21 protein-coding genes, 1 pseudogene and 1 riboswitch are annotated in these 24,176 nt (G+C 29.7%); of the genes and pseudogenes, 18 read left to right on the forward strand and 4 right to left on the reverse strand.

From position 1 onward, the window contains the following. Nucleotides 1-106: 106 nt before the first annotated feature. Genes pyrB through pyrE form a run of 5 tightly spaced genes read left to right on the forward strand, consistent with a single transcriptional unit; the run spans nucleotide 107 to nucleotide 4,431 of the window. On the forward strand, nucleotides 107-1,042 hold the full coding sequence (gene pyrB / locus EIH23_RS11520) for an aspartate carbamoyltransferase (RefSeq protein ID WP_122640432.1): 936 nt from the start codon (nucleotides 107-109) through the stop codon (nucleotides 1,040-1,042). Next, nucleotides 1,035-2,204, forward strand: coding sequence for a dihydroorotase (locus EIH23_RS11525; RefSeq protein ID WP_122640433.1), 1,170 nt, complete (start codon nucleotides 1,035-1,037; stop codon nucleotides 2,202-2,204). Before pyrB ends, EIH23_RS11525 begins: the two co-directional genes overlap by 8 nt. Continuing rightward, nucleotides 2,204-2,890 (forward strand): dihydroorotate dehydrogenase electron transfer subunit, encoded by a 687-nt coding sequence (locus tag EIH23_RS11530; protein WP_122640434.1) that lies wholly within the window; start codon nucleotides 2,204-2,206, stop codon nucleotides 2,888-2,890. The genes EIH23_RS11525 and EIH23_RS11530 overlap by 1 nt, the downstream gene beginning before the upstream one ends. Continuing rightward, complete coding sequence (locus tag EIH23_RS11535; protein ID WP_122640435.1) at nucleotides 2,890-3,792, forward strand: dihydroorotate dehydrogenase; 903 nt, start codon at nucleotides 2,890-2,892, stop codon at nucleotides 3,790-3,792. Before EIH23_RS11530 ends, EIH23_RS11535 begins: the two co-directional genes overlap by 1 nt. A gap of 42 nt (nucleotides 3,793-3,834) precedes the next feature. Next, nucleotides 3,835-4,431, forward strand: coding sequence for an orotate phosphoribosyltransferase (gene pyrE, locus EIH23_RS11540; RefSeq protein WP_122640436.1), 597 nt, complete (start codon nucleotides 3,835-3,837; stop codon nucleotides 4,429-4,431). Between the two features lie 61 nt (nucleotides 4,432-4,492). On the opposite strand, the gene EIH23_RS11545 is transcribed toward pyrE, so the two are convergent. After that, nucleotides 4,493-5,383: a LysR substrate-binding domain-containing protein gene (locus EIH23_RS11545; RefSeq protein ID WP_122640437.1), complete on the reverse strand. Its 891-nt coding sequence runs from the start codon at nucleotides 5,381-5,383 to the stop codon at nucleotides 4,493-4,495. 196 nt (nucleotides 5,384-5,579) lie between these two features. On the opposite strand from EIH23_RS11545, the gene EIH23_RS11550 reads away from it, so the two are divergent. Next, complete coding sequence (locus EIH23_RS11550) at nucleotides 5,580-6,611, forward strand: YeiH family protein (protein WP_122640438.1); 1,032 nt, start codon at nucleotides 5,580-5,582, stop codon at nucleotides 6,609-6,611. Nucleotides 6,612-6,688: 77 nt separating this feature from the next. On the opposite strand, the gene EIH23_RS11555 is transcribed toward EIH23_RS11550, so the two are convergent. Next, complete coding sequence (locus tag EIH23_RS11555) at nucleotides 6,689-7,342, reverse strand: deoxynucleoside kinase (RefSeq protein WP_122640439.1); 654 nt, start codon at nucleotides 7,340-7,342, stop codon at nucleotides 6,689-6,691. Continuing rightward, the gene (locus EIH23_RS11560; protein WP_122640440.1) at nucleotides 7,335-7,997 is read right to left on the reverse strand and encodes a deoxynucleoside kinase; all 663 of its coding nucleotides are present in this window, start codon (nucleotides 7,995-7,997) and stop codon (nucleotides 7,335-7,337) included. Before EIH23_RS11560 ends, EIH23_RS11555 begins: the two co-directional genes overlap by 8 nt. 179 nt (nucleotides 7,998-8,176) lie before the next feature. On the opposite strand from EIH23_RS11560, the gene EIH23_RS11565 reads away from it, so the two are divergent. The 10 genes and pseudogenes from EIH23_RS11565 to EIH23_RS11615 all read left to right on the forward strand — a co-directional run bounded on the left by EIH23_RS11565 (nucleotide 8,177) and on the right by EIH23_RS11615 (nucleotide 20,868). Beyond that, nucleotides 8,177-9,052, forward strand: a complete 876-nt coding sequence (locus EIH23_RS11565) for a DNA-3-methyladenine glycosylase family protein (protein ID WP_122640441.1) — start codon at nucleotides 8,177-8,179, stop codon at nucleotides 9,050-9,052. A gap of 17 nt (nucleotides 9,053-9,069) precedes the next feature. Next, nucleotides 9,070-10,560, forward strand: coding sequence for a cardiolipin synthase (gene cls, locus EIH23_RS11570; protein WP_122640442.1), 1,491 nt, complete (start codon nucleotides 9,070-9,072; stop codon nucleotides 10,558-10,560). A 193-nt stretch (nucleotides 10,561-10,753) separates the two neighbouring features. Further along, complete coding sequence (locus EIH23_RS11575) at nucleotides 10,754-11,038, forward strand: co-chaperone GroES (RefSeq protein WP_122640443.1); 285 nt, start codon at nucleotides 10,754-10,756, stop codon at nucleotides 11,036-11,038. A gap of 19 nt (nucleotides 11,039-11,057) precedes the next feature. Continuing rightward, nucleotides 11,058-12,677 carry a chaperonin GroEL gene (groL, locus tag EIH23_RS11580; protein ID WP_122640444.1) on the forward strand — a complete coding sequence of 540 codons (1,620 nt, stop codon included), beginning with the start codon at nucleotides 11,058-11,060 and terminating at the stop codon, nucleotides 12,675-12,677. Between the two features lie 157 nt (nucleotides 12,678-12,834). Further along, nucleotides 12,835-13,578: a nickel pincer cofactor biosynthesis protein LarB gene (gene larB, locus EIH23_RS11585; protein ID WP_122640445.1), complete on the forward strand. Its 744-nt coding sequence runs from the start codon at nucleotides 12,835-12,837 to the stop codon at nucleotides 13,576-13,578. 68 nt (nucleotides 13,579-13,646) lie between these two features. Beyond that, nucleotides 13,647-14,779 (forward strand): annotated as a pseudogene (gene larC / locus EIH23_RS16650) (nickel pincer cofactor biosynthesis protein LarC). Between the two features lie 40 nt (nucleotides 14,780-14,819). Beyond that, nucleotides 14,820-14,921: riboswitch (purine riboswitch) on the forward strand. A gap of 215 nt (nucleotides 14,922-15,136) precedes the next feature. Further along, nucleotides 15,137-16,600 (forward strand): IMP dehydrogenase, encoded by a 1,464-nt coding sequence (gene guaB / locus EIH23_RS11600; protein ID WP_122640448.1) that lies wholly within the window; start codon nucleotides 15,137-15,139, stop codon nucleotides 16,598-16,600. 5 nt (nucleotides 16,601-16,605) lie between these two features. Next, complete coding sequence (gene guaA / locus EIH23_RS11605; protein WP_122640449.1) at nucleotides 16,606-18,141, forward strand: glutamine-hydrolyzing GMP synthase; 1,536 nt, start codon at nucleotides 16,606-16,608, stop codon at nucleotides 18,139-18,141. Between the two features lie 142 nt (nucleotides 18,142-18,283). Next, complete coding sequence (locus EIH23_RS11610) at nucleotides 18,284-19,306, forward strand: BMP family lipoprotein (RefSeq protein ID WP_122640450.1); 1,023 nt, start codon at nucleotides 18,284-18,286, stop codon at nucleotides 19,304-19,306. Between the two features lie 224 nt (nucleotides 19,307-19,530). Continuing rightward, nucleotides 19,531-20,868 carry an NCS2 family permease gene (locus EIH23_RS11615; RefSeq protein WP_122640451.1) on the forward strand — a complete coding sequence of 446 codons (1,338 nt, stop codon included), beginning with the start codon at nucleotides 19,531-19,533 and terminating at the stop codon, nucleotides 20,866-20,868. Nucleotides 20,869-20,955: 87 nt separating this feature from the next. Here EIH23_RS11615 and EIH23_RS11620 read toward each other — a convergent pair whose 3' ends face one another. Then, nucleotides 20,956-22,632 (reverse strand): formate--tetrahydrofolate ligase, encoded by a 1,677-nt coding sequence (locus EIH23_RS11620; RefSeq protein ID WP_122640452.1) that lies wholly within the window; start codon nucleotides 22,630-22,632, stop codon nucleotides 20,956-20,958. Nucleotides 22,633-22,983: 351 nt separating this feature from the next. On the opposite strand from EIH23_RS11620, the gene purE reads away from it, so the two are divergent. Continuing rightward, nucleotides 22,984-23,460, forward strand: a complete 477-nt coding sequence (gene purE / locus EIH23_RS11625) for a 5-(carboxyamino)imidazole ribonucleotide mutase (protein ID WP_122640453.1) — start codon at nucleotides 22,984-22,986, stop codon at nucleotides 23,458-23,460. A 5-nt stretch (nucleotides 23,461-23,465) separates the two neighbouring features. Then, a complete protein-coding gene (gene purC, locus EIH23_RS11630; protein WP_122640454.1) occupies nucleotides 23,466-24,164 on the forward strand; it encodes a phosphoribosylaminoimidazolesuccinocarboxamide synthase in 699 nt (232 codons plus the stop codon). Nucleotides 24,165-24,176: the final 12 nt, after the last annotated feature.

The raw sequence follows: 24,176 nt of genomic DNA on the forward strand, positions 1-24,176 counted from the left end.
TTCTGTTAACATATTGACATAGATTTATAAAAATGATAACCTTACTTAAAGAATAAAATACTTTTAATTTTAGTCCAGAGAGGCTAAAAAAGGAGGAACTAATAAAATGTTAAAATCAAGGAATTTAATCCAACCAGAAGACTTTTCTGTTGAGGAAATAGATGAAATATTAGAATTATCTCAAAAAATAATTGATAATCCGTCAAATTATTCCCGTATATGTGAAGGTAAATTAATGGCTACATTGTTTTATGAGCCATCAACAAGAACAAGATTAAGCTTTGAAGCAGCGATGAAAAGATTAGGTGGTCAAGTAATAGGTTTTTCTGAACCAAATTCATCATCAGTATCAAAAGGAGAATCTCTAGGAGATACAATGAAAACTGTATCAAACTATGTTGATTTAATAGTTATGAGGCATCCTCAATTTGGAGCAGCAAATGAAGCTATAAAATATACTGAAGTACCTTTTATAAACGCGGGAGATGGAGGAAATCAACATCCAACTCAAACACTTACCGATTTACTTACAATAAAGTCACTTAAAGGAAATTTAGAAAATCACACAATTGGTATATGCGGAGACTTAAAAAATGGAAGAACAGTACATTCTTTAGTTAAAGCAATGGCTAGATACAAAAATACAAAATTTGTATTTATAGCACCTAATGAACTTAAGATGCCTGATTATATAAAAGATGCTATAAAAGGACATGAATACTATGAAACTAATAGCTTAGATGAAGTTATTGATAGATTAGACGTACTGTATATGACCAGAGTTCAACAAGAAAGATTTGAAGATAAAGCTGAGTATGAAAGATTAAAAGATTATTACATACTAAATGTACCAAAACTTAGTAATGCTAAAGAAGATATGTTAGTTATGCATCCATTACCAAGAGTAAATGAGATAGATACTGATGTAGATACTGATGAAAGAGCAGTTTATTTTAAGCAAGCTAAGTTTGGGATGTTTGTAAGAATGGCTTTGATAACAAAACTTTTAAAATTGAATTTAGAGGTGAGCACAAATGAGTAACATATTATTTAGAAATGTTAGAATTGTAGATGTTAAAAAAGACTTTAAGGCGGATTTACTTGTATCGAATGGAGTAATTTCAAAAATAGATCAAAAAATAGAAATAAAAAATGAGAGTGTAAATATAGTAGATGGAAATGGGTACGTATTAATGCCTTCTTTTATAGACTTACATACACACTTAAGAGACCCGGGGCTGACACATAAAGAAGACTTAGAAACAGGTCAAATGGCTGCTTTAAAAGGTGGATTTACAGTACTTTGTCCAATGGCAAATACAAAGCCGGTTTGTGATAATAAAGAGGTCATGGAATATATACTTAATAAAGCAAAAGAATTAGATTTATGCGAAATAAAGCAAGTATGCGCAATAACTAAAGATTTAGATGGTCAAGAAATGATAGATATAGCATCAATGAGAAAGTATACAGATTTATTCTCAGATGATGGATATACATTATTTAATGAAGAAATTATGAAAGAAACTTTAAGATTATCATCTCAATTGGACTTTAAAGTATTAACTCATTGTCAACCAGAGTATGAAATAGTACAAAGAGACTTAAAGATGCTAAAGGAAGTTGGCGGAAACTTACATATATGCCATATAAGTTTAGAAGATACTTTAAATGAAATTAAAAAATATAAGAATGAAGGATATAAGTTTACTTGTGAAGTTGGTCCACACCATATATATGGTTATGGATTAGATTATAAAGTAAATCCAGCATTTGCTAAGGAAGAAGATATGAAATCTTTAATAGAGGGAATTAAAGATGGATATATAGATATGATAGGAACAGACCATGCGCCTCACACTGAAGATGACAAAAAAGCAGGTTCTCCAGGGATATCTAATATAGAAGTAGCATTTGCAATGGTTAATAAGGTATTTAAAGAAAATGAAATATCTTTAAATAAATTAAGTGAGATGATGAGTGCTAATCCTGCAAAACTTCTTGGATTAAATCAAGGATTAATAGAAGAAGGATTAAAAGCAGATTTAGTTTTAATAGATGAAAATGAAGAAGATGTAATAGATACATCTAAGTTCGTATCTAAAGGTAAAAACAATCCTTTCAATAATCAAAAGATTATAGGCAAAGTAATTATGACAATAAGAGATGGTAAAATAGCTTACAAAGTAGAGGGGGATATGTAATGTATAAAGTTCTAGAAAATAGATATGTAGGGGAAGATATGTATCTAATGAGAGTGGAAGGCAACTTTAAAGGAGAAATGGGTCAATTCTATATGCTAAGAGCTTGGGACACATATCCACTTTTATCAAGACCAATAAGTATACATGATATAGATGATAATAGTATAAGTTTCTTATATAAGGTATTTGGAGAGGGTACTGAAATTTTAAGTAGGTTAAGAGAAGGAGATACTATAAAGTTAGAGGGTCCATATGGGAATGGTTATAGAAAGGTTGAAGGAAAGGTAGCTCTAGTAGGAGGCGGAATCGGAGTAGCCCCATTATATTTAGTTGCTAAAAATATAGAAAACTGTGATGCTTACCTTGGATTTAGAAAAGAAGGAGTACTAATAGATAAGTATAAAGAATTATGCAAAGAAGTACATATAGCTACAGGTAATACTTTTGTAACAGATATATTAGATGTAGAAAAATATGACTATATATTAACTTGTGGACCAACACCGATGATGGAAAAAATAGTTGATATGACACAAGGAACAAACACAAAGATAATGGTATCTTTAGAAAATCATATGGCATGTGGAGTAGGAGCTTGTTTAGTTTGTACTTGTAAAACTCAATTTGGAAATAAAAAGACTTGTAAAGATGGACCAGTATTTTGGGGAGAGGACGTGATTTTCTAATGGCTAATTTAAATGTTAAGTTTGGAAATATAGACTTTAAAAATCCAGTAGTTATGGCATCAGGAACTTTTGGATTTGGAAAAGAATATAACGAAATTTATGATATACAAAAGCTAGGTGGAGTAAGTAGCAAGGGACTTACATTAAATAAAAGATCTGGAAATGAAGGTATGAGAGTTTGTGAAACGCAATCAGGAATGATGAATAGTGTTGGACTTGAAAACCCAGGAGTACAAGGTTTTATAGATAATGAATTACAATTTTTTAAGAATTTAGATTTTGTAAGAATTGCCAATGTGGGTGGCGGAACATTAGAAGATTACATAGAAGGCGTTAAATTATTAAATGATCAACCAATAGATATGATAGAGCTTAATATATCTTGCCCAAATGTAAAAGCAGGAGGAATGGCTTTTGGTATAAAAAATGAAGTAGCAAGAGAAGTAGTAAGAGAAGTAAGGAAGGTTACAGATTTACCATTAGTAGTGAAATTATCGCCAAATGCGGAAGATATAGTTGGTATGGCTAAAGTATGTGAAGAAGAAGGTGCTGATGGAATATCTTTAGTAAATACTTTTAAAGCAATGGCAATTGATATAAATAAAAGGAAGCCTGTTTTTGAAAATGTATATGCAGGATTATCTGGACCTGCTATAAAGCCAATAGCGCTTAGAATGGTTCATGAAGTTTGTAATGCTGTAAATATACCAGTAATGGGAATGGGTGGAATAACAACATGGCAAGATGCTATAGAGTTTATTATGGCAGGAGCAACATGCATACAAGTTGGAACTGCAAACTTTATTAATCCTAAGATAGGACTTGATATAATAGCTGGAATAGAAAGTTATATGGAAAGAGAAGGAATAAAAAATTTAGACGAAATAAGAGGAATATTATAAAAATTAAAATAAATAGACAATAAAAAATTGGAGGAAAGAATTATGAATATAGTTGAAAATAAAGTGGATGTAGTAGAAATATTAAAGAAAAGTGATGCATTATTAGAAGGTCATTTCTTATTATCTTCTGGAAAGCATAGTAATAGATATGTGCAGTGTGCAAAGGTATTAAGATTTCCAAAGTACGCAGAAGAAGTTTTAAGTACAGTTGTTGAGCAAATAAAAGATTTAGATATAGATTTAGTAGTTGGACCAGCTATGGGTGGAGTAATAGTTTCTTATGAATTAGGAAGACAATTAAACAAAGAAACAGTGTTTACTGAAAGAAAAGATGGTGTAATGGAATTAAGAAGAGGATTTGAAGTTAAGCCAGGAGCTAAAATAATAATAGCTGAAGATGTAGTTACAACAGGTAAATCAACTATAGAAACTAAAGAAGCATTAGAAAAATTAGGTGGAGAAGTTATTGGAGTTGCTTGTATAGCAAACAGAACTTCTAAAGATATAGGAATGCCTATATATAGTGCTATAAAGCTTGAAATAGAGGTACATGATTCTGATAAGTGTCCTTTATGTAAAGAAGGAAAGATAGAATTAGTTAAACCAGGAAGTAGAGAATTTAAAGAAATAGGAATGTAATTATTAATAAAATAAAAACCTAATGATATTACTATCATTAGGTTTTTATTTTATTAATAATTTATTCTAATGTTGTTGAATATAACTTTAATTCTCTTAAAAAAATATGGGCTGCTTCAGAAACATTTACATCTTTAGGTAAAATATATGAAAAATTACGTGTGAATGTGTTATCTAATGTTATAGTCGATATTTCATTATTTTCAACTGCGGGGTTAGCTATAAACTTAGAAATTATGCTTATTCCTAATTTATTTTTTATGGATTCTTTAACCGCATAGTTACTTCCTACAACCATGATACTTTTAGGTAGTATTTTATATTTACTTAAAAATAAATCTAGATAGTCTCTAGTACCAGACCCATTTTCTCTAACAATCCATTTTTTATTTTGAAGGCTAGAGAATAAAAAGTTATCTTCTGTTAAATCGGATTCAAAAGGTAATGCTAGGGTTAATTTATCTTTTAAAAAATATCCTTTATTGAAGTTAGAATCATTTAAATTACCTTCTATTAAGCCGATATCTAAAATAAAGTTTCTTATATCAGAACATACAGCAGAAGTATTCTCTGTGAAAATTTCTACATTTATATCAGGATATTTCTCTGAAAAAATAGATAAAAATTTAGGTAAAATATAATCTCCTATTGTAGAACTAGCCCCAATTTTTAAAGTACCTGTAATTGTAGTGGAATTATTACTAATTTCTTTATATGTAACATCCATTAAATTTAGTACTTCCTTAGCTCTCTTATATAAAATATACCCTTTCTCAGTTATGAAAATGTTTTTCTGCTTAACAGATCTATTTATTAAAGTTGTTCCAAAAAAAGTTTCTAAATTTTTTATATGAGTACTTACTGTTGGTTGAGATAGATTTAGATGATTTCCAGCCTTAGTGAAATTTTTAAAATCTACCACAGCGATAAATGTTTTTAATTCTTCAAACAAATTTAACAACTCCTACTGTATTAAATATTTTTATGTTTATATAAAAGTATTGACTATTATAACCACATATAAGTATACACTAATCATAGGAAAAATCAATGGTATATATTAAGTATATTTATTTTACTTATGGTTAATATAATTATATACTATCGAAGAAGGTAAAATTCAAATATAAATAGAAAGGATTAATAATATGTCAAGAGAACATAAAGGATTTACAAAAGCAATAAGTGATATATTACCAGGATTTATAGTTTCATTATTAGTAGCTTTGATAAGTATGTTTCTTGCAAAATTTGTTTCTAATTTAGGAGCTGCATCTATAGCAATATTTCTAGGGATGTTTGTTGGGAATGTATTTTTAAATCAAGATATATTTCAAAAAGGATATAAATTTTCTGAAACTGATTTATTATCGTATTCAATAGTATTATTAGGAGCAACATTAAGTATTAGTACAATTTCAGACATAGGATTTTCAGGAATTTTATTTATAATTTTACAAATGTCAATAACCTTAATAGGAGTTATATATATAGGAAATAAACTAGGTTTTTCAAAAAACTTTTCATATTTAATGGCAAGTGGTAATGCGGTTTGTGGTTCATCTGCTATAGCTGCAACAGCACCTGTAATTGATGCTGATGATAGAGAAAAAGGAATAGCTGTAACTATAGTAAATGTTACTGGAATAGTATTAATGTTCTTACTTCCTCTTTTAACTCAACTTTTATATAAAAATAACATTACGCAAACATCTGGAATGATAGGTGGAATACTACAATCTGTAGGTCAGGTTGTAGCAAGTGGAGCAATGGTAAGTGAACATGTAAAAGATATGTCTATGATATTCAAAATAGTACGTATAATATTTTTAGTAGTAGTTGTATTTGCATTAGGACATTTAAAACATAAGTCTAATAAGGAGATTTTAGAAGAAGAAGTCGATGATATAGAGAGAGGAAAAATAAAAGTACCATGGTATGTAATAGGATTCTTTATAACATGTGCTTTATTCTCTTTACACATAATAAGTCCTCAAGTATCTCTATTAGCTAAGAATATAAGTAATAAACTTGAAATAATAGCATTAGCGGCTATTGGGCTAAGAGTTAATATAAGAGATTTAATTCAACAAGGTAAAGCAGCTACGATATATGCAGTATCTGTAGGTACTTTACAAATTATTTCAGCAATAATATTAATCGCTTTATTAATCAGATAAATAATTATATAAATAAAAAAGATGCTTAAAAAGCATCTTTTTATTTATATAATTATTTATAAAAAGTAATTTAAAAATTATATTCCTAATGTTTCTTTTATTTTACTGCATAGCATGTCAAGATGTTCTGGATTATTTATTAAATCAACTTCATTTATATTTACATATAAAACAGGAGATTGATCGTATTCAGCTATCCATTTTTCATATCTATTATGAAGATTTGACCAATATTCTAAGTCAACAGCTTTTTCCATATCACGTCCTCTAAGATTTATTCTATCTATTATAGTATCTAAAGAACCGTCTAAGTAGATCATTAAATCAGGCTTTTTTAGATATGGAACCATATCATTGAATAAGTCCCTGTAAGTTATATAGTCTCTTTTAGTCATTTTTTTATTATCATATAAGTTTCTAGCAAATATTTCAACATCTTCGTATATACTTCTATCTTGTATATTATTTAGTCCGTTAGTATGAATCTCTTTTTGTTGTTTAAACCTCTGAGCTAAGAAATAAAGTTGAAGATGAAACCCCCACTCCTCTTGATTCTGGTAAAAATCTTCTAAGTATGGATTACCATCAACTTTTTCAAAGTGAGTTTCAAAACCTAGTTTTTCTCCCACTAATTTTGTTAAAGTTGATTTTCCAGCACCTACATTTCCTGCTACAGTTATAAACTTATCTCTACTAGCGGGAGTATTACTTTGGTTTATTAATTTAAACATGTTGCTGTCCTCCTAAAGTTGTCATTGCTTTTGTTACTTTGTCTATTATGAAATTTCTGTCTTTCTCATTATTTAAGAAATCTAAATTAGAATTATCTATTTCTATGATTATAGGTTCTTTTCCCATAAAATTATGTTTTATAGATAGGGGGTTAAAATAATATTTATACTCAGATCTTAACTCATCGATATAATTTCTATCCATTTGTCTTTCAAAACTTCTATCTCTCATAGCAATTCTTTTCATCAACACATCTGTATCAGAATTCAAGTATACGATTATATCTGGTTGAGGTAAATCATTAACAAAAGTATTGTACACTTGTTTATATCTATGAAATTGCATTTTATCAAGTGTTAAACCTGCAAATATAAGATTTTTTATTATATGATAATCACTTACAACACCAATATGGTTGCTTAAAAGCTCTTTTTCTGTGTCTTCTAATTGTTTTACTCTATTAAATAAAAAGAATGCTTCTGTTTGTAAAGCATAACCTTTTATATCTGTATAAAACTTTGATAAAAAAGGATTTTCTTCAACTATTTCTCTTAAAAGAGTATAATTGAAGTGTTCATTAAGGATTGTTGCAAGAGTAGTTTTACCTACTCCAATAGGACCCTCTATAGCAATAAAAATACCTCTATCGTTCATATAAGTTCACCTTCTACTGATTAATGTCTAGTGTATTTTATCAAAAAATTTTAATTAATTCTACTCTAGATTTTTAGAACTAAGTTTGTATATGATAAAAAGATTATTTAAATTAATTGCATAATGGGTAAATTAAGTCTATAAACAAACGTAAAAATAACAAATAAGGAGAAAAAATAATGAATGTATATGAAAAAGAAAACTCAGTTGTATTAGAAGGAATCACAGATTTTGATCCTAAGCATATATTTGAATGTGGTCAATGTTTTAGATGGCATAGACAAGATGATGATTCTTATACAGGTGTAGCAAAAGGAAAAATATTAAATGTAAAAAGAGAAGGAAATATTGTTTATTTAAATAATACTAATTTAGAGGACTTTAATAACATTTGGTTTAATTACTTTGATTTAGAAAGAAATTATACAGAGATAAAAAACACATTGAGAAGTATGGATGAATATTTAGATAAAGCAAGTGATTTTGGATGGGGAATAAGGATACTTCAGCAAGATGGATGGGAAATGCTTATATCATTTATAATTTCGTCAAATAATAGAATACCAATGATTCAAAGAGCAATAGAAAATTTATCAGAGAGATTTGGAGAGTATATAGGGGAGTATAATGGAAAAAAATATTACTCGTTTCCAACTCCTGAACAATTAAATAAGGCATCGCAAGAAGAAATAAGAGCCTGTCAAACTGGATTTAGAGATAAGTATATAAAAAGCACAACTCAAAGAGTTGTTGAGGACAATGATAATGTGGGTGAATATACTAAATTAAGTACGGATGAATGTTTAAAAGAGTTATTGAAATTTAATGGTGTAGGACCTAAAGTCGGTGATTGTATAGCATTATTTGGGATGAGAAAATATGATACATTCCCTGTTGATGTTTGGGTAAAAAGAGTAATGCAAGAATTTTATGTTACAGAAGATATGAGTTTACCAAAAATAAGAGCATATGCTATTGATAAGTTTGGAGATTTAGCTGGGTTCGCACAACAATATCTATTCTACTATGCTAGAGAGTTGGGTATAGGTAGATAGTCTAATAGGGAGGGAATATGGATATTGTACAAGGTTTAATATTAGGATTTTTAATTTTATCCTATATATCAGGGACCATAATATCAATGACAATATTACTTGAAAATAGAGACCCTTCTAAAACTGTAACTTGGCTATTGATATTTATTTTACTACCAGGGATAGGTTTAATTATTTACGCTGTTTTTGGAAGAAATTTAAGGAAAATAAAGATATTTAAAACCCAAGAGTTAGCTAGTAATATGAAGGAAGAGAAACTATTTAAAAATATAGAAGAAATAAATAAATTAATAGAGTTAGAACAAGATACCATTAGCATAAGCAAATTCTTAAAAGATAATGAAGAGGACAACGCACGTCTAAAAATAATAAGTTTATTACTAAATACAGGTATGTTTCCTTTCACTACAAACAATAAAGTAGATATATTTATAGATGGAAATGAAAAGTTTAAAAATCTTTTGGATGATATAAGTAAAGCTAATAATCATATACATTTAGAATACTTTATTATAAAAGATAGTGAAATAGGTCAAAAAATAAAACAACTATTAATAAAAAAAGCTAAAGAAAATGTTAAAGTTAGAATTTTATATGATGATGTAGGGTGTTGGAGATTTTGGTTTCATAGAAAATTTTTTAATGAGATGAAGTCTTATGGTATAGAGATTGTACCATTTTTACCTACTAAGTTTCCTATTATAGGAGGTAAATTAAATTATAGGAACCATAGGAAGATAGCTGTTATAGATGGGAAAATAGGATATACAGGAGGAGTAAACATAGGCGATGAATATATGGGTAAAAACAAAAAGTTTGGATATTGGAGAGATACTCATATTAGAATAGAAGGAACATCTGTATATATGTTGCAAATGACATTTTTAATTGATTGGTATTACAATACAAAAGAAGTTTTATTAGATAAAGAATATTTTCCTAAGTTAAGTGAATGTGGAAATTCTATGATACAAGTTGTAGCAAGTGGTCCAGATAGTGATTGGGAGGCTATACACTATGCATATTTTTTAGGTATATGCCAAGCTAAAAAAAGCATATACATTGAAACACCATATTTTATACCAGATGAAAGTATATTAAGAGCTTTAAAGAGCGCTGCATTAAGTGGAGTAGATGTTAGAATTATATTCCCTAAAATAGTAGATCATAAAATAGTTAATACAGCTTCTTATTCATACTTTGATGACATCCTGAAATCTGGAGGAAAAGTATATTTATATAATAAAGGATTCATTCATTCGAAAGTCATTATTATAGATGATATTATAGCATCTACAGGTTCTGCTAATATGGATCTAAGAAGTTTCATGTTAAATTTTGAGATAAATGCATTTATATATGATCAAACTGTTATTAAATTAATGAAGGATGACTTCTTTGAGGATATGAAAAACAGTGAAGAAATAAATATAGATGAATTTAAAAATAGAAGTATAGTTAAAAAGTCTAAAGAATCTATAGCTAGATTGTTTTCTCCAATATTATAATATTCTAACATTAATGCATTTTAAAGGGGGAATTATGTCTAAAATGGGCGTTTTAAAATACTTAAAAAGAGTTGAAAAATATATGTGATTGGTATATCATAATAATTGTTAGCACTCTTAATTAAAGAGTGATAAAATATAAGTTAATTAATATTTCAATCTACATATAAAAATTCATTAGGAGGTATAAACAATGAAAATAAGACCATTAGCTGACAGAGTTGTAATTAAAAAAGTTGAAGCAGAAGAAAAAACTGCAAGTGGAATAGTTTTACCTGGAGCTGCTAAAGAACAGCCTCAAATAGCAGAAGTTGTTGAAGTTGGTCCAGGAGGAATTGTTGATGGAAAAGAGATAACTATGGAATTAAAAGTTGGAGATAAGGTTATATTCCAAAAATATTCTGGAACTGAAGTTAAATTAGATGGACAAGAATATACAATATTAAGACAAAGCGAAATACTTGCTGTTGTAGAATAATTAATTAGGAGGGGTTAAGATGGCTAAAGAAATTAAATTTGCTCAAGATACAAGAAAAGCTTTAGAAACTGGTGTGAATAAGTTAGCAGATACTGTTAAAGTTACATTAGGACCAAAGGGAAGAAATGTAATACTAGATAAAAAATTTGGTGCACCATTAATAACAAATGATGGTGTTACTATAGCTAAGGAAATAGAGTTAGAAGATAGATTTGAAAATATGGGAGCTCAACTTGTTAAAGAAGTTGCTATAAAAACTAATGATGTAGCAGGAGATGGTACTACTACTGCTACAGTTTTAGCTCAAGCTATTATAAGAGAAGGTTTAAAAAATGTAACTGCAGGAGCTAATCCAATACTTATAAGAAAAGGTATACAAAAAGCTGTTGAAGTTGCAGTTGAAGAATTAAAATCTCAATCAAGAACTATAGAAACAAAAGAGTCTATATCTCAAATAGCTTCTATATCGGCAGGAGATGAAGAGGTTGGGAAATTAATAGCTGAAGCTATGGAAATAGTAGGAAGAGATGGTGTTATAACTGTTGAAGAATCTAAAACTATGCATACTGAATTAGATACAGTTGAAGGTATGCAATTTGATAGAGGATTTGTGTCTGCGTATATGGTAACAGATGTAGATAAGATGGAAGCAGTATTAAATGACCCATACATATTAATAACAGACAAGAAAATATCTAATATACAAGAAATATTACCAGTTCTTGAGCAAATAGTTCAACAAGGTAGAAAGTTATTAATAATAGCTGAAGATGTTGAAGGTGAAGCATTATCTACATTAGTAGTTAACAAATTAAGAGGAACATTTGAAGTTGTTGCAGTTAAAGCTCCAGGGTTTGGAGATAGAAGAAAACAAATGTTAGAAGATATAGCTATACTTACTGGAGGAACAGTAATATCTGAAGAATTAGGATATGAATTAAAAGAAGCGGATTTATCATTATTAGGTAGAGCATCTTCTGTTAAAGTTAATAAGGAAACTACTACAATAGTAGGTGGAGTTGGAGAAAAAGTAGATATAGAAAATAGAGTTAGTCAAATAAAACATCAAATATCAGAAACTACTTCTGAATTTGATAAAGAGAAATTAATGGAAAGATTAGCTAAACTTTCTGGTGGAGTAGCTGTAGTTAAAGTTGGGGCTACAACAGAAGTTGAAATGAAAGAGAAAAAGCTAAGAATAGAAGATGCACTAAATGCAACTAGAGCTGGTGTTGAAGAAGGTATGGTAGCTGGTGGAGGTACTGCATTGGTAAGCGTAATACCAGTTGTGGAAAAACTAATAGAAAACTTAGATGGTGAAGCTAAAATAGGTGCTCAAATAGTAAGAAGGGCACTAGAAGAGCCATTAAGACAAATTGCAATTAATGCAGGACTTGAAGGTGCAGTTATAATACAGAATGTAATGACTTCTGAACCTGAAGTTGGTTTTGATGCACTAAATGAACAATATGTAAATATGATAGAAGCAGGTATAGTTGACCCAACTAAGGTTACTAGAAGTGCTTTACAAAATGCAGCATCTATAGCAGGAGTATTTTTAACAACAGAGGCTGCTGTTGCTGATATACCAGGAGAAGAACAACCTCCAATGGGTGGCGGAATGCCAGGGATGATGTAATTAAAGTTTAAATAAAAACGTCATGAAGATATTAAATTTAATGTCTTCATGACGTTTTTTATTGCATTTTATAAGGATAATAATGGAAAACACATAAGTTGATAAGTTATAATTAATACATAGTGTAAATTAAAATATAAATTAAGGGGAGTATAATATGGATATAAGAGAATTATTAAGTGGGGTTAAAAATGGTTCGGTTAATATTGATGAAGCCTTAAAGTCCCTTAAAGATTTACCATATGAGGATATAGGGTACGCTAATATAGACCATCATAGAAAAATAAGGACAGGGTATCCTGAAGTTATTTATTGTGAAGGAAAAAATGATGATCAAATTATTGGGATAATAGAAAGAATGACACAAAAAAACAGTAATATACTTGGTACAAGGTGTAGAAAAGAAACTTATAACAAAGTAAAACAAATTTACCCTAATGCAGAATATGAAGATATTTCGAAAATTTTAAAAATACAAAATCATGATATAGAAAATAACGGGAAGGGCAAGATTGTTGTGATTACAGGAGGAACATCAGATATACCAGTAGCAGATGAAGCTTATTATACAGCTAAATTTTTAGGTAATACTGTAGAGAGAATATATGATGTAGGAGTTGCAGGAATACATAGGTTATTAAGTAAAAAGCATATAATTGAAAGTGCGAGGGTAATAATAGCTGTTGCAGGTATGGAGGGAGCATTGCCGAGTGTTGTAGGAGGACTTGTAGATGTACCGATAATAGCTGTACCAACATCTGTAGGATATGGAGCTAATTTTGGAGGATTATCATCGCTTTTAACAATGTTAAACAGTTGTGCATCTGGGATATCAGTTGTTAATATAGATAATGGATTTGGAGCAGGTTATCTAGCTTCAATGATTAATAAGCTAAAGTAGGTTAATGGGGGTAAGATATGGATCAAAGGATAATTTATTTTGATATTGTAAATGGAATATCAGGGGATATGACTTTAGCAACTCTTTTAAACTTAGGAGTTTCGAAGGAAATATTTTTAGAAGAACTGAGTAAGTTGAATTTAAATAACGAATTTGAAATAAAAATAATATCTAAGATTGAAAATGGAATAAAAGGGACAAATGTAGATGTAATAATAAAAGAGCAAAACGTTCATAGACATTTAGTAGATATATATAATATAATTGATCAAAGTTATTTAAATGAAAATGTAAAAAGTATGGCTAAAAAAGTATTTATGACAATCGGTGAGGCTGAAGCTAATGTTCATGGTACTACTATAGATAAAATTCATTTTCATGAAGTCGGAGCAATAGATTCTATTGTAGATATTGTAGGAGCATGTATACTTATAGATTTACTATGCGTGGATAAAATATATTCAACACATGTTCCAGTAGGTTCGGGACTTGTGAAATGCGATCATGGTGTTATGCCTATACCAGCACCTGCCACTTTAGAAATATTAAAAGGAGTTCCTATAAAGTTAAATTCTGTAAAAGGAGAGTGTACAACTCCGACAGGAGCTGCAATAATAAAAACATTATGTGATGAATTTGTTGATGTATTAGAATTTGAACCAAAACAAATAGGATATGGGATAGGTCATAAGACATTTGAGATACCTAATATGTTGAGAAGTGTATTAGGTATAAAAAAAAACAAAAATTTATATATGAAATAATTTGTAATATTGATGATATGTCTCCGGAAGTATACTCTTATTTATATGAGAAATTATTAGATGAGGGTGTATTAGATATATATACAGAAAGTATATATATGAAAAAAAATAGACCAGCAACTAAATTATGTGTATTGTGCAAAGAGCAAGACTTAAATAGATTTATAGAAATTATACTTATACAAACTAGCAGTTTTGGGGTAAGGTATAATAAGTATAGTAGAGAGGAACTAAATAGATCTTTTCAAAAAATACATACAAAATATGGTGAAGTTACTGTAAAGTTAGGATACTATAATAATAAACTAATTAAAGCTACTCCTGAGTATGAAGAATGTAAATCTATAGCAAAACGATATGATATAAGCATAAATGAAGTATATTTTGAAATAAACTGTATAATAAAACAGAAAATTAATTCTAAATTGTTGACATAAGGAATAAATTTTGATAAATTTATATACACCTAAAGAAATAAAATTGAAATTAAACGTCACTCGTATATACCCGAAAATAAGGTTTGGGAGTTTCTACCGAGATACCGTAAATATCTTGACTATGAGTGAAATTATTATTAGCAAAGTATCAAAGTAAAGTAAATATGTAGGCTGATAAATGAATCCCTATATGTTAGCTATAAATGGATACTTTGAAAGCCTGTATAGTAATTTCACTTCTAAGTAAAAATTTGAAGTTATTATACAGGTTTTTTTATTTATACTTTTTTAATACGAACAAAAATACAAATATATAATAAAAAATTCGATAAGGTAAATAATGAAAGGAGAAAAACTATGGCAACTATAATAAAAGAAGGTTTAACGTTTGATGATGTTTTACTGATACCACAAAAATCAGAGGTATTGCCACAAAATGTTAAGACAGAAACATATCTAACTAATAAAATAAAACTTAACATACCTTTAATGAGTGCAGGTATGGATACAGTTACAGAGTCAAAAATGGCTATATCAATGGCTAGACAAGGTGGTATAGGAATAATCCATAAAAATATGACGATAGAAGAACAAGCGTTAGAAGTTGACAAAGTTAAAAGAAGTGAAAGTGGTGTTATAGTAGATCCTTTCTATTTATCAAAAGATCATACAATAAAAGATGCAGATGATATAATGGGTAGATATAAGATATCAGGAGTTCCAATAGTAGATGAATATAATAAGTTAATTGGGATAATAACTAATAGAGATATAAAATTTGAAGATGATATGACTAGACGCATCGAAGATGCTATGACTAAAGAAAATTTAGTTACTGCAAGAGAAGGAATTGATTTAGTAGAAGCTCAAGCTATACTAAAGAAACATAAAATTGAAAAACTACCTATAGTAGATGATGAAGGTTACTTAAAAGGTTTAATAACTATAAAGGATATAGAAAAGAAAATTCAATATCCAAACTCAGCAAAAGATTCACATGGAAGACTTTTATGTGGAGCAGCAGTAGGAATAGGATCAGACCTTATAGAAAGAGTGTCAGCTTTAGTGAAAGCTAATGTTGATGTAGTTGTTTTAGATAGTGCTCATGGACATTCTAAAGGAGTTATAAATGCTGTTACAAGAATAAAAGAAGTATATCCAGAACTTCAAGTAATAGCAGGAAATGTTGCTACAGCTCAAGCTACAGAAGATTTAATAAAAGCAGGAGCGGACTGTGTAAAGGTAGGTATTGGTCCTGGTTCTATATGTACAACAAGAGTTGTTGCAGGAATTGGGGTTCCTCAATTAACAGCAGTTATGGATTGTGCTCAGGTTGCAGCAAAGTATAACGTACCTATAATTGCTGATGGTGGTATAAAGTACTCAGGAGATATTGTAAAAGCATTAGCAGGTGGAGCATCAGTTTGTATGATGGGATCAATGTTTGCTGGAACAGAAGAAAGTCCGGGTGAAACAGTTCTTTACAAAGGTAGATCATATAAAACATATAGAGGAATGGGATCTATAGCAGCTATGGAGAAGGGTTCTAAAGATAGATATTTCCAAAGCGATGCTAAGAAATTAGTTCCAGAAGGTGTTGAAGGAATGGTTCCATATAAGGGTAGAGCTGAAGATATAATATTCCAAATGTTAGGTGGTATAAGATCTGGACTAGGATACTGTGGAGCGCAAACGATAACTGCATTACAAGAAAAAGCTCAATTTGTAAAAATAACAGCAGCATCATTAAAAGAAAGTCATCCACATGACATAACAATAAGCAAAGAAGCGCCAAACTATAGTTCACAAGGAGATATGTAGACAATATGAAGAAGCATGAATTAGTACTTGTAGTTGATTTTGGGGGACAATATAATCAATTAATAGCAAGAAGAGTAAGAGAGAATAATGTATACTGTGAAATAATACCTTATACTACAGATATAGAAACAATAAAATCGAAGAATCCGAAAGGGATAATATTTACAGGTGGACCTAATAGTGCATATTTAGATAACTCTCCTACGATATCAAAAGAGATATTTGATATAGGAGTACCAATACTAGGTATTTGCTACGGAGTACAAATAATGTCTCATGTATTGGGTGGAAATGTAAGAAAAGGTAATGCTAATGAAAAAGAATATGGTAGAACTGAAATAAAATATGAAGAATCTACTATATTTGAAGGTATGTCAACAAATATTGTATGGATGAGTCATACAGATTTAATAGATAGAGTTCCAGATGGATTTAAAATAGTAGCTCATACTAAAGATTGTCCAGTTGCTGCTATGGAAAATACAGAGAAAAAATTGTATGGAGTACAGTTCCATCCAGAAGTTGAACATTGTTTAGAAGGAGATAAAGTTCTTACTAACTTCTTATATAATGTTTGTGGTGTAAGTGGAGACTGGACTACAGATACATTTATAGAAGATAAGATAAATGAATTAAAAGCTATAATAGGTGACAAAAAAGTACTATGTGCATTAAGTGGTGGAGTGGATTCATCTGTTGCTGCTGTACTTGTACACAGAGCTATAGGAGATAACTTAACTTGTGTATTTGTTGATCATGGTTTACTTAGAAAAAATGAAGGTGACGATGTAGAAAGAATATTCAGAGATAAGTTTGATATGAACTTAATTAGAGTTAATTGTGAAGATAGATTCTTAGGTAAATTAAAGGGAGTAACAGAGCCAGAATCTAAGAGAAAAATAATAGGTGAAGAATTCATAAGAGTATTTGAAGAAGAATCAGCTAAATTAGGAAAAATGGACTTTTTAGTTCAAGGAACTATATATCCAGATATAGTAGAAAGTGGGCATGGAGAAGCAGCTACTATAAAATCTCACCATAATGTTGGTGGAATACCTGAAGATATAGAATTCCAAATAGTTGAGCCACTAAGAGAATTATTTAAAGATGAAGTAAGAAAAATAGGGTTAGAGTTAGGTATAGAAGAAGGTTTAATATTTAGGCATCCATTCCCAGGACCAGGATTAGGTATAAGGGTTATAGGAGAAGTTACTAAAGAAAGATGTGACATATTAAGAGAAGCTGATGCTATATATATGGATGAACTTAAAAAAGCTGGATTATATAAAGAAATATGGCAAGCATTTGCGACATTGCCAGATGTAAAAACTGTTGGAGTTATGGGAGATGAAAGAACATATGCTTACTTAGTAGGTTTAAGAGCAGTTACATCTTCTGATGGAATGACTTCTGACTGGTATAAGATGCCGTATGATGTTTTAGAAAAAATATCAAACAGAATTGTAAATGAAGTTGATGGAGCAAATAGAGTAGTTTATGATATAACTTCAAAACCACCAGGAACAATAGAGTGGGAATAATATAAAATAAGGGGGATTTATTATAATAATTAATTTTATTATAATAGATTCTTTTTTATTTCAAATTAATTGTAGTTAATGTTTATTAAACATAATATAAAAATTTAGACAACAAAAGGTAAAGACATTTAGGAGGAATAACATGAAATTTAAAAAAATATTTTCATTAGGTACAGCAGTAATGTTATCTGCATCTATGTTAGTTGGATGTGGATCAAAATCTTCAAATGGATCATCAGATGATGTTATAAAAGTAGGTATGGTAGCGGATACAGGTGGAATAAATGATGAATCCTTCAATCAAAGTGCATGGGAAGGTCTTCAACAAGCACAAAAAGATTTTAATATTGAAATAAAAGTTATAGAATCTAAGCAAGCATCAGAGTATATTTCAAATATAGAAAGTCTTGTTGATGAAGATATGGATTTAGTAATAGGTGTTGGTAATACTATGAAAGATGATATCGAAACACAAGCAAAGAATTATCCAGAACAACAATTTGCAATAATAGATGAGACGTATGATAAAATACCCGAAAATGTAACACCTATATTATTTAAAGAAAATGAAGCTACATTTTTAGCTGGAGTTATAGCAGGAAAAACAACAAATACTAATAAAATTGGATTTATAGGTGGTATGGAAAATAGCGTTATATCTAGATTCGAATATGGATTTAAATATGGTGTGAAAACAGCTAATAAAGATGCTAATGTTAATGTTCAATATGCAGGCACATTTTCTGATGCAGCTAAAGGCAAATCTATAGCTAACCAAATGTATGGAAATGACATAGATATAATATTATCTGCTGCAGGTGGAACAGGATTAGGTGCAATTGAATCAGCTAAAGAAAACAATAAATATGCTATAGGTGTTGATAAAGATCAAAGCAACTTAGCTCCAAAAAATGTTTTAACTTCAGCTCTAAAAAAGGTTAATATTGGTGTATATGATACGGTAAAAGAATTAGTCAATGGTAAGTTAAAAGGTGGACAAGAGAAAATATATGGACTTAAAGAAGATGGAGTTGGTATACCGGAGTCTACTAAAAAATTAGTACCAGCAGATGTTTTAGATTTCGTAAATGAAATGAAAGAAAAAGTTAAAAATGGAGAAATATCAGTACCTTCAACAAAAGAAGAGTATGAATCTACATTATAAATTATAAAATAGACATGTATATAATTAAAACTAGATTAAATTTTACTTTAAATTTAATCTAGTTTTTTTATTTTTATTAAAAACACGAACTATTTTTAATAAAAAATTTAAAAAGTATAAAAAATGTTGCAAAAAAGTGTACTATATAATATAATTACTAGTGTAAAGTTAGCTAATATTCGAATTATAATATGATAAAATAATAAAAAATATGGAGGTTGAATATGCAAGCTACTCAAACGAGTAACCAAGGTTTACTAGATAAGGTTTTTAAGTTATCAGAACATAACACAAATGTTAAAACGGAAATTATAGCAGGTATAACAACATTCATGACTATGGCTTATATATTGGTTGTTAATGTTAATATTCTTGGAGAAACAGGAATGGATAGAAATGCAATATTTGCGGCAACTGCAATAGCTGCATTTATAGGATGTTTAGCTATGGGACTTTTAGCTAATTATCCAATCGCTTTAGCGCCGGGGATGGGCCTTAATGCATTCTTTGCATATACAGTTGTATTAGGAATGGGTCATACATGGCAATTTGCATTATGTGCGGTTTTAATAGAAGGAATTATATTTATAATACTTACGGCTACAAATGTTAGAGAAAAAATTATAGATTGCATACCGCCAGTTTTAAAGCATGCAGTTACAGCTGGAATAGGACTTTTTATAGCGTTTATAGGGTTAGCAAATGCAGGTGTAGTAGTAACTGGTTCTACAATACTGGCATTAGGTAATATGAGAGATCCTTTAGTTATATTAACGATAGTAGGAATAGTATTAGCTAGTATATTAATAGCAAAAAATATAAAAGGTGCGTTTCTTATAGCAATGTTAATAATATCAGCGATAGGTATGCTTTTAGGGCTTGTAGATTTACCTCAAGGAGTTATATCAACAAATGTACCATCAGTTAAGCCGTTATTTTTACAAGCATTCAGTGTACCAACTAATGAAATATTCAGTTTACAAATGCTAGTTATAGTAGTAACATTCTTATTTGTAGACTTATTTGATACTGTAGGATGTTTAGTAGGAGTTGCATCTAAAGGTAATTTATTAGATAAAGATGGAAAGCTTCCAAGAGCAAAGCAAGCATTATTTGCCGATGCAATAGCTACGACTGTAGGAGCAATGCTTGGAACTTCAACAGTAACATCATATGTTGAAAGTGCGGCAGGTATAGGAGAAGGTGGTAGAACTGGATTAACAGCAGTTACGACAGGAATATTATTCTTATTATCATTATTATTTGCTCCATTATTTATAGCAGTACCAACTCAAGCTACATCGCCGGTACTTATAATAGTTGGAGTTATGATGGCGAGCTCATTAAAAGAAATAGACTTCAATGATTTTACAAATGCAATACCAGCATTCTTAACATTAGCGATGATGCCGTTTGCATATAGTATAGCTGATGGAATTATATTTGGTATAATATCATTTACAGTATTAAAATTAGCAACAGGGAAATCAAAAGAAGTGAATATATATTTAATAGTATTATCAATACTATTTATGCTTAAATTTGTATTCATCACTCATTAGTGATAAAATAATCAGCAAATAAAAAAGTTTAAACATTTAATAAAAGAAAAACTCCAAGTTAGAGATTCTAGCTTGGAGTTTTTTATATTAGAATAATCCTGAAATTATTCCGTTTTCATCAATATCTATTTTTTCAGCAGCAGGAGTTTTTGGAAGTCCAGGCATTTTCATTATGTTACCAGTAAGAGCAACGATAAAGCCTGCACCGGCTGAAACATTTAGTTGTCTAACCGTAATTTTAAATCCACTAGGTCTTCCTAACTTAGTAGCATCATCAGTTAAAGAGTACTGAGTTTTAGCCATACATATAGGCATATTTCCAAAACCTAAAGATTCTAGTTTATCTAATTCTTTTCTTGCTTGAGGAGTGAAATCTACACCGTCAGCTCCATAAATTTTAGTAGCTATTGAATTTATTTTTTCTTCTATGCTTAACTCATCTTCATAGCAAAGTTGGAAGTTACTTTCTTTCTCATTTATAAGTCTTAGTACCTCAGTAGCTAATTCTATTCCACCTTCTCCACCTTTAGACCAAACCTGAGATACAGCAACATTTACACCTAATTCTTTACACTTTTCTTTTATTAGGTTAATTTCAGCTTGAGTATCAGTAGGGAATTCATTTATAGCAACTACTGCTGGTAAATTAAATACTTGGGTTATGTTTTCAACATGCTTTAATAAGTTTGGTAGACCTGCCTCTAAAGCTTCTAAATTTTCATTATTTAAATCATTTTTAGAAATTCCACCATTATATTTTAACGCTCTTACAGTAGCAACAATTATAACAGCAGAAGGCTCTATACCCGACACTCTACATTTTATATCTAAGAATTTTTCTGCACCAAGGTCTGCACCAAAACCACCTTCAGTAACTACATAATCAGCAAAATGCATAGCCATCTTAGTAGCTATAACAGAGTTACATCCATGTGCAATATTTGCAAAAGGGCCACCATGTATGAAGGCTGGCGTTCCTTCTAGTGTTTGAACTAAATTGGGTTTTAAAGCATCTTTTAATAAAGCAGCCATAGCACCGTTAGCTTTTAAGTCTGATGCAGTTACAGGATCTCCATCATAGTTATATGCAACTATTATTTTTCCTAATTTTTCTTTTAAGTCTGATATATCATTTGCAAGGCAGAAGACTGCCATGACTTCTGATGCAACAGTTATGTCAAAACCATCTTGTCTAGTAACGCCATCAACTCTAGAACCTAATCCATCAACAATATTTCTTAGTTGCCTATCATTCATATCAACGCATCTTCTCCAAGTTATGCTTCTAACATCAATATTTAATGTATTTCCTTGGTGTATATGGTTATCTAGCATAGCTGCTAGTAAGTTGTTGGCAGCTCCAATAGCGTGTAAATCTCCTGTAAAATGAAGATTTATATCTTCCATAGGTATAACTTGAGCATATCCACCACCTGCGGCTCCGCCTTTTATACCAAATACAGGACCTAAAGAAGGTTCTCTTAACGCAACTAATGTATTTTTTCCAAGCCTAGAAAGTGCATCTGCAACACCAATTGTTGTAGTTGTTTTACCTTCACCTGCAGGCGTTGGGTTTATAGCAGTTGTTAATATAACCTTTGATTTTTTATTTGAATTACTTTTTAATAAATTATAATCGATCTTAGCTTTGTATTTTCCGTACATATCGATATCATCTTCATGAATATTTAGCTTCCTAGCAATTTCTTTAATGTGCTTAGGTTTAGCTTCTTGTGCAATCTCTATATCTGATTTAAATGCCATAAGATAAATTCCTCCATTGTATGTATTTTTTAGATTTAATATTGATAATTATACCATTATTTTACCTTCTGAAACTATTTATCTGAATTATAACATAAAATTCGTGTTTGTACATACAATTTATATAAGGTTAAAAAGGATAGGGATGTGTAAAAATATTAATATTATTCATGTGATGCCTGTGATTTCAAAGATTTTATAAGTTTGATATTTGTATTAAAAAAATTATTAGTAAAAAATTAGTTGCAAAAATCTGTATATTATTATAGAATTTATTTATAAAGTTCGTATAATTGTGCGTGTAATACACGGTTGAATAATTTAAAATATATATGGAAAAGAGGGAAATTGATGAAAGTAGCAATAGTTATGGGATCAAAGTCAGATTATCCTAAAGTTCAAGAAGGTATAAAGTTATTAGAAAAATTTGGTGTATCAGTTAAAGTTAGAGTGTTATCAGCGCATAGAACTCCGGTTCAATTGACGGAGTTTTTAAATGAAATAGAAGGTGAAGTAGATGTAATAGTAGGGGCTGCAGGGAAAGCTGCACATCTACCGGGAGTGATAGCTTCTCAAACATTAATACCTGTTATAGGGTTACCGATTAAGTCATCCACAATGGATGGACTAGATTCACTTTTATCAATAGTACAAATGCCTAAAGGTATTCCTGTGGCAACAGTTGCGATAGATGGGGGACTAAATGCTGCTCTATTAGCACTTCAAATAATGAGTTTAAAATATCCAAAAATAAAAAAAGATTTAGTTTTATATAGAGAAGAAATGGCAAATCAAGTATTAGAAGATGATAAGAATTTAAGGGGGTAACAAAAATGTTATTATATGAAGGTAAAGCGAAACAAGTTTATTCTACAGAAAATGAAAATGAATATATAGTTTATTTTAAAGATGATGCAACGGCATTTAATGGAGAAAAGAAAGCAACAATATCTTCTAAAGGAATCTTAAATAATAAAATTTCAACTATAATGTTTGAAATGTTACACGATAATCAAATCAATACACACTTCATAAAAAGTTTATCAGATAGAGAAATGCTAGTAAAGAAAGTTGAAATATTACCATTAGAAGTTATAGTAAGGAATATAACGGCAGGTTCATTTTGTAAGAGATATGGAATAGAAGAAGGTTTAGTTTTAGATGAACCTATATTTGAGCTTTGTTACAAAAATGATGAATATGGTGATCCTATGCTAAATGATGATCATGCAGTGGCAATGAAATTAGCAAATAGAGAAGAAATAGCATTCTTAAAAGAGCAAACTTTAAAAATAAATAAACTAATGAAAGAGTTCTTCCTAAAAATGAACTTAAAGTTAGTAGATTTCAAATTAGAGTTCGGTAAAGATTCACAAGGAAATATAATATTAGCAGATGAAATATCTCCTGATACTTGCAGACTTTGGGATGTAAATACAAATGAAAAATTAGATAAAGATAGATTTAGAAGAGATTTAGGTGATCTTGTTAAAGGTTATGAAGAAGTTCTTTCAAGAATGAACTGTAAATAGGGGGAATTTCTT

It is taken from the genome of Romboutsia sp. Marseille-P6047 (genome assembly GCF_900604535.1).
Lineage (GTDB): Bacteria > Bacillota > Clostridia > Peptostreptococcales > Peptostreptococcaceae > Romboutsia_E.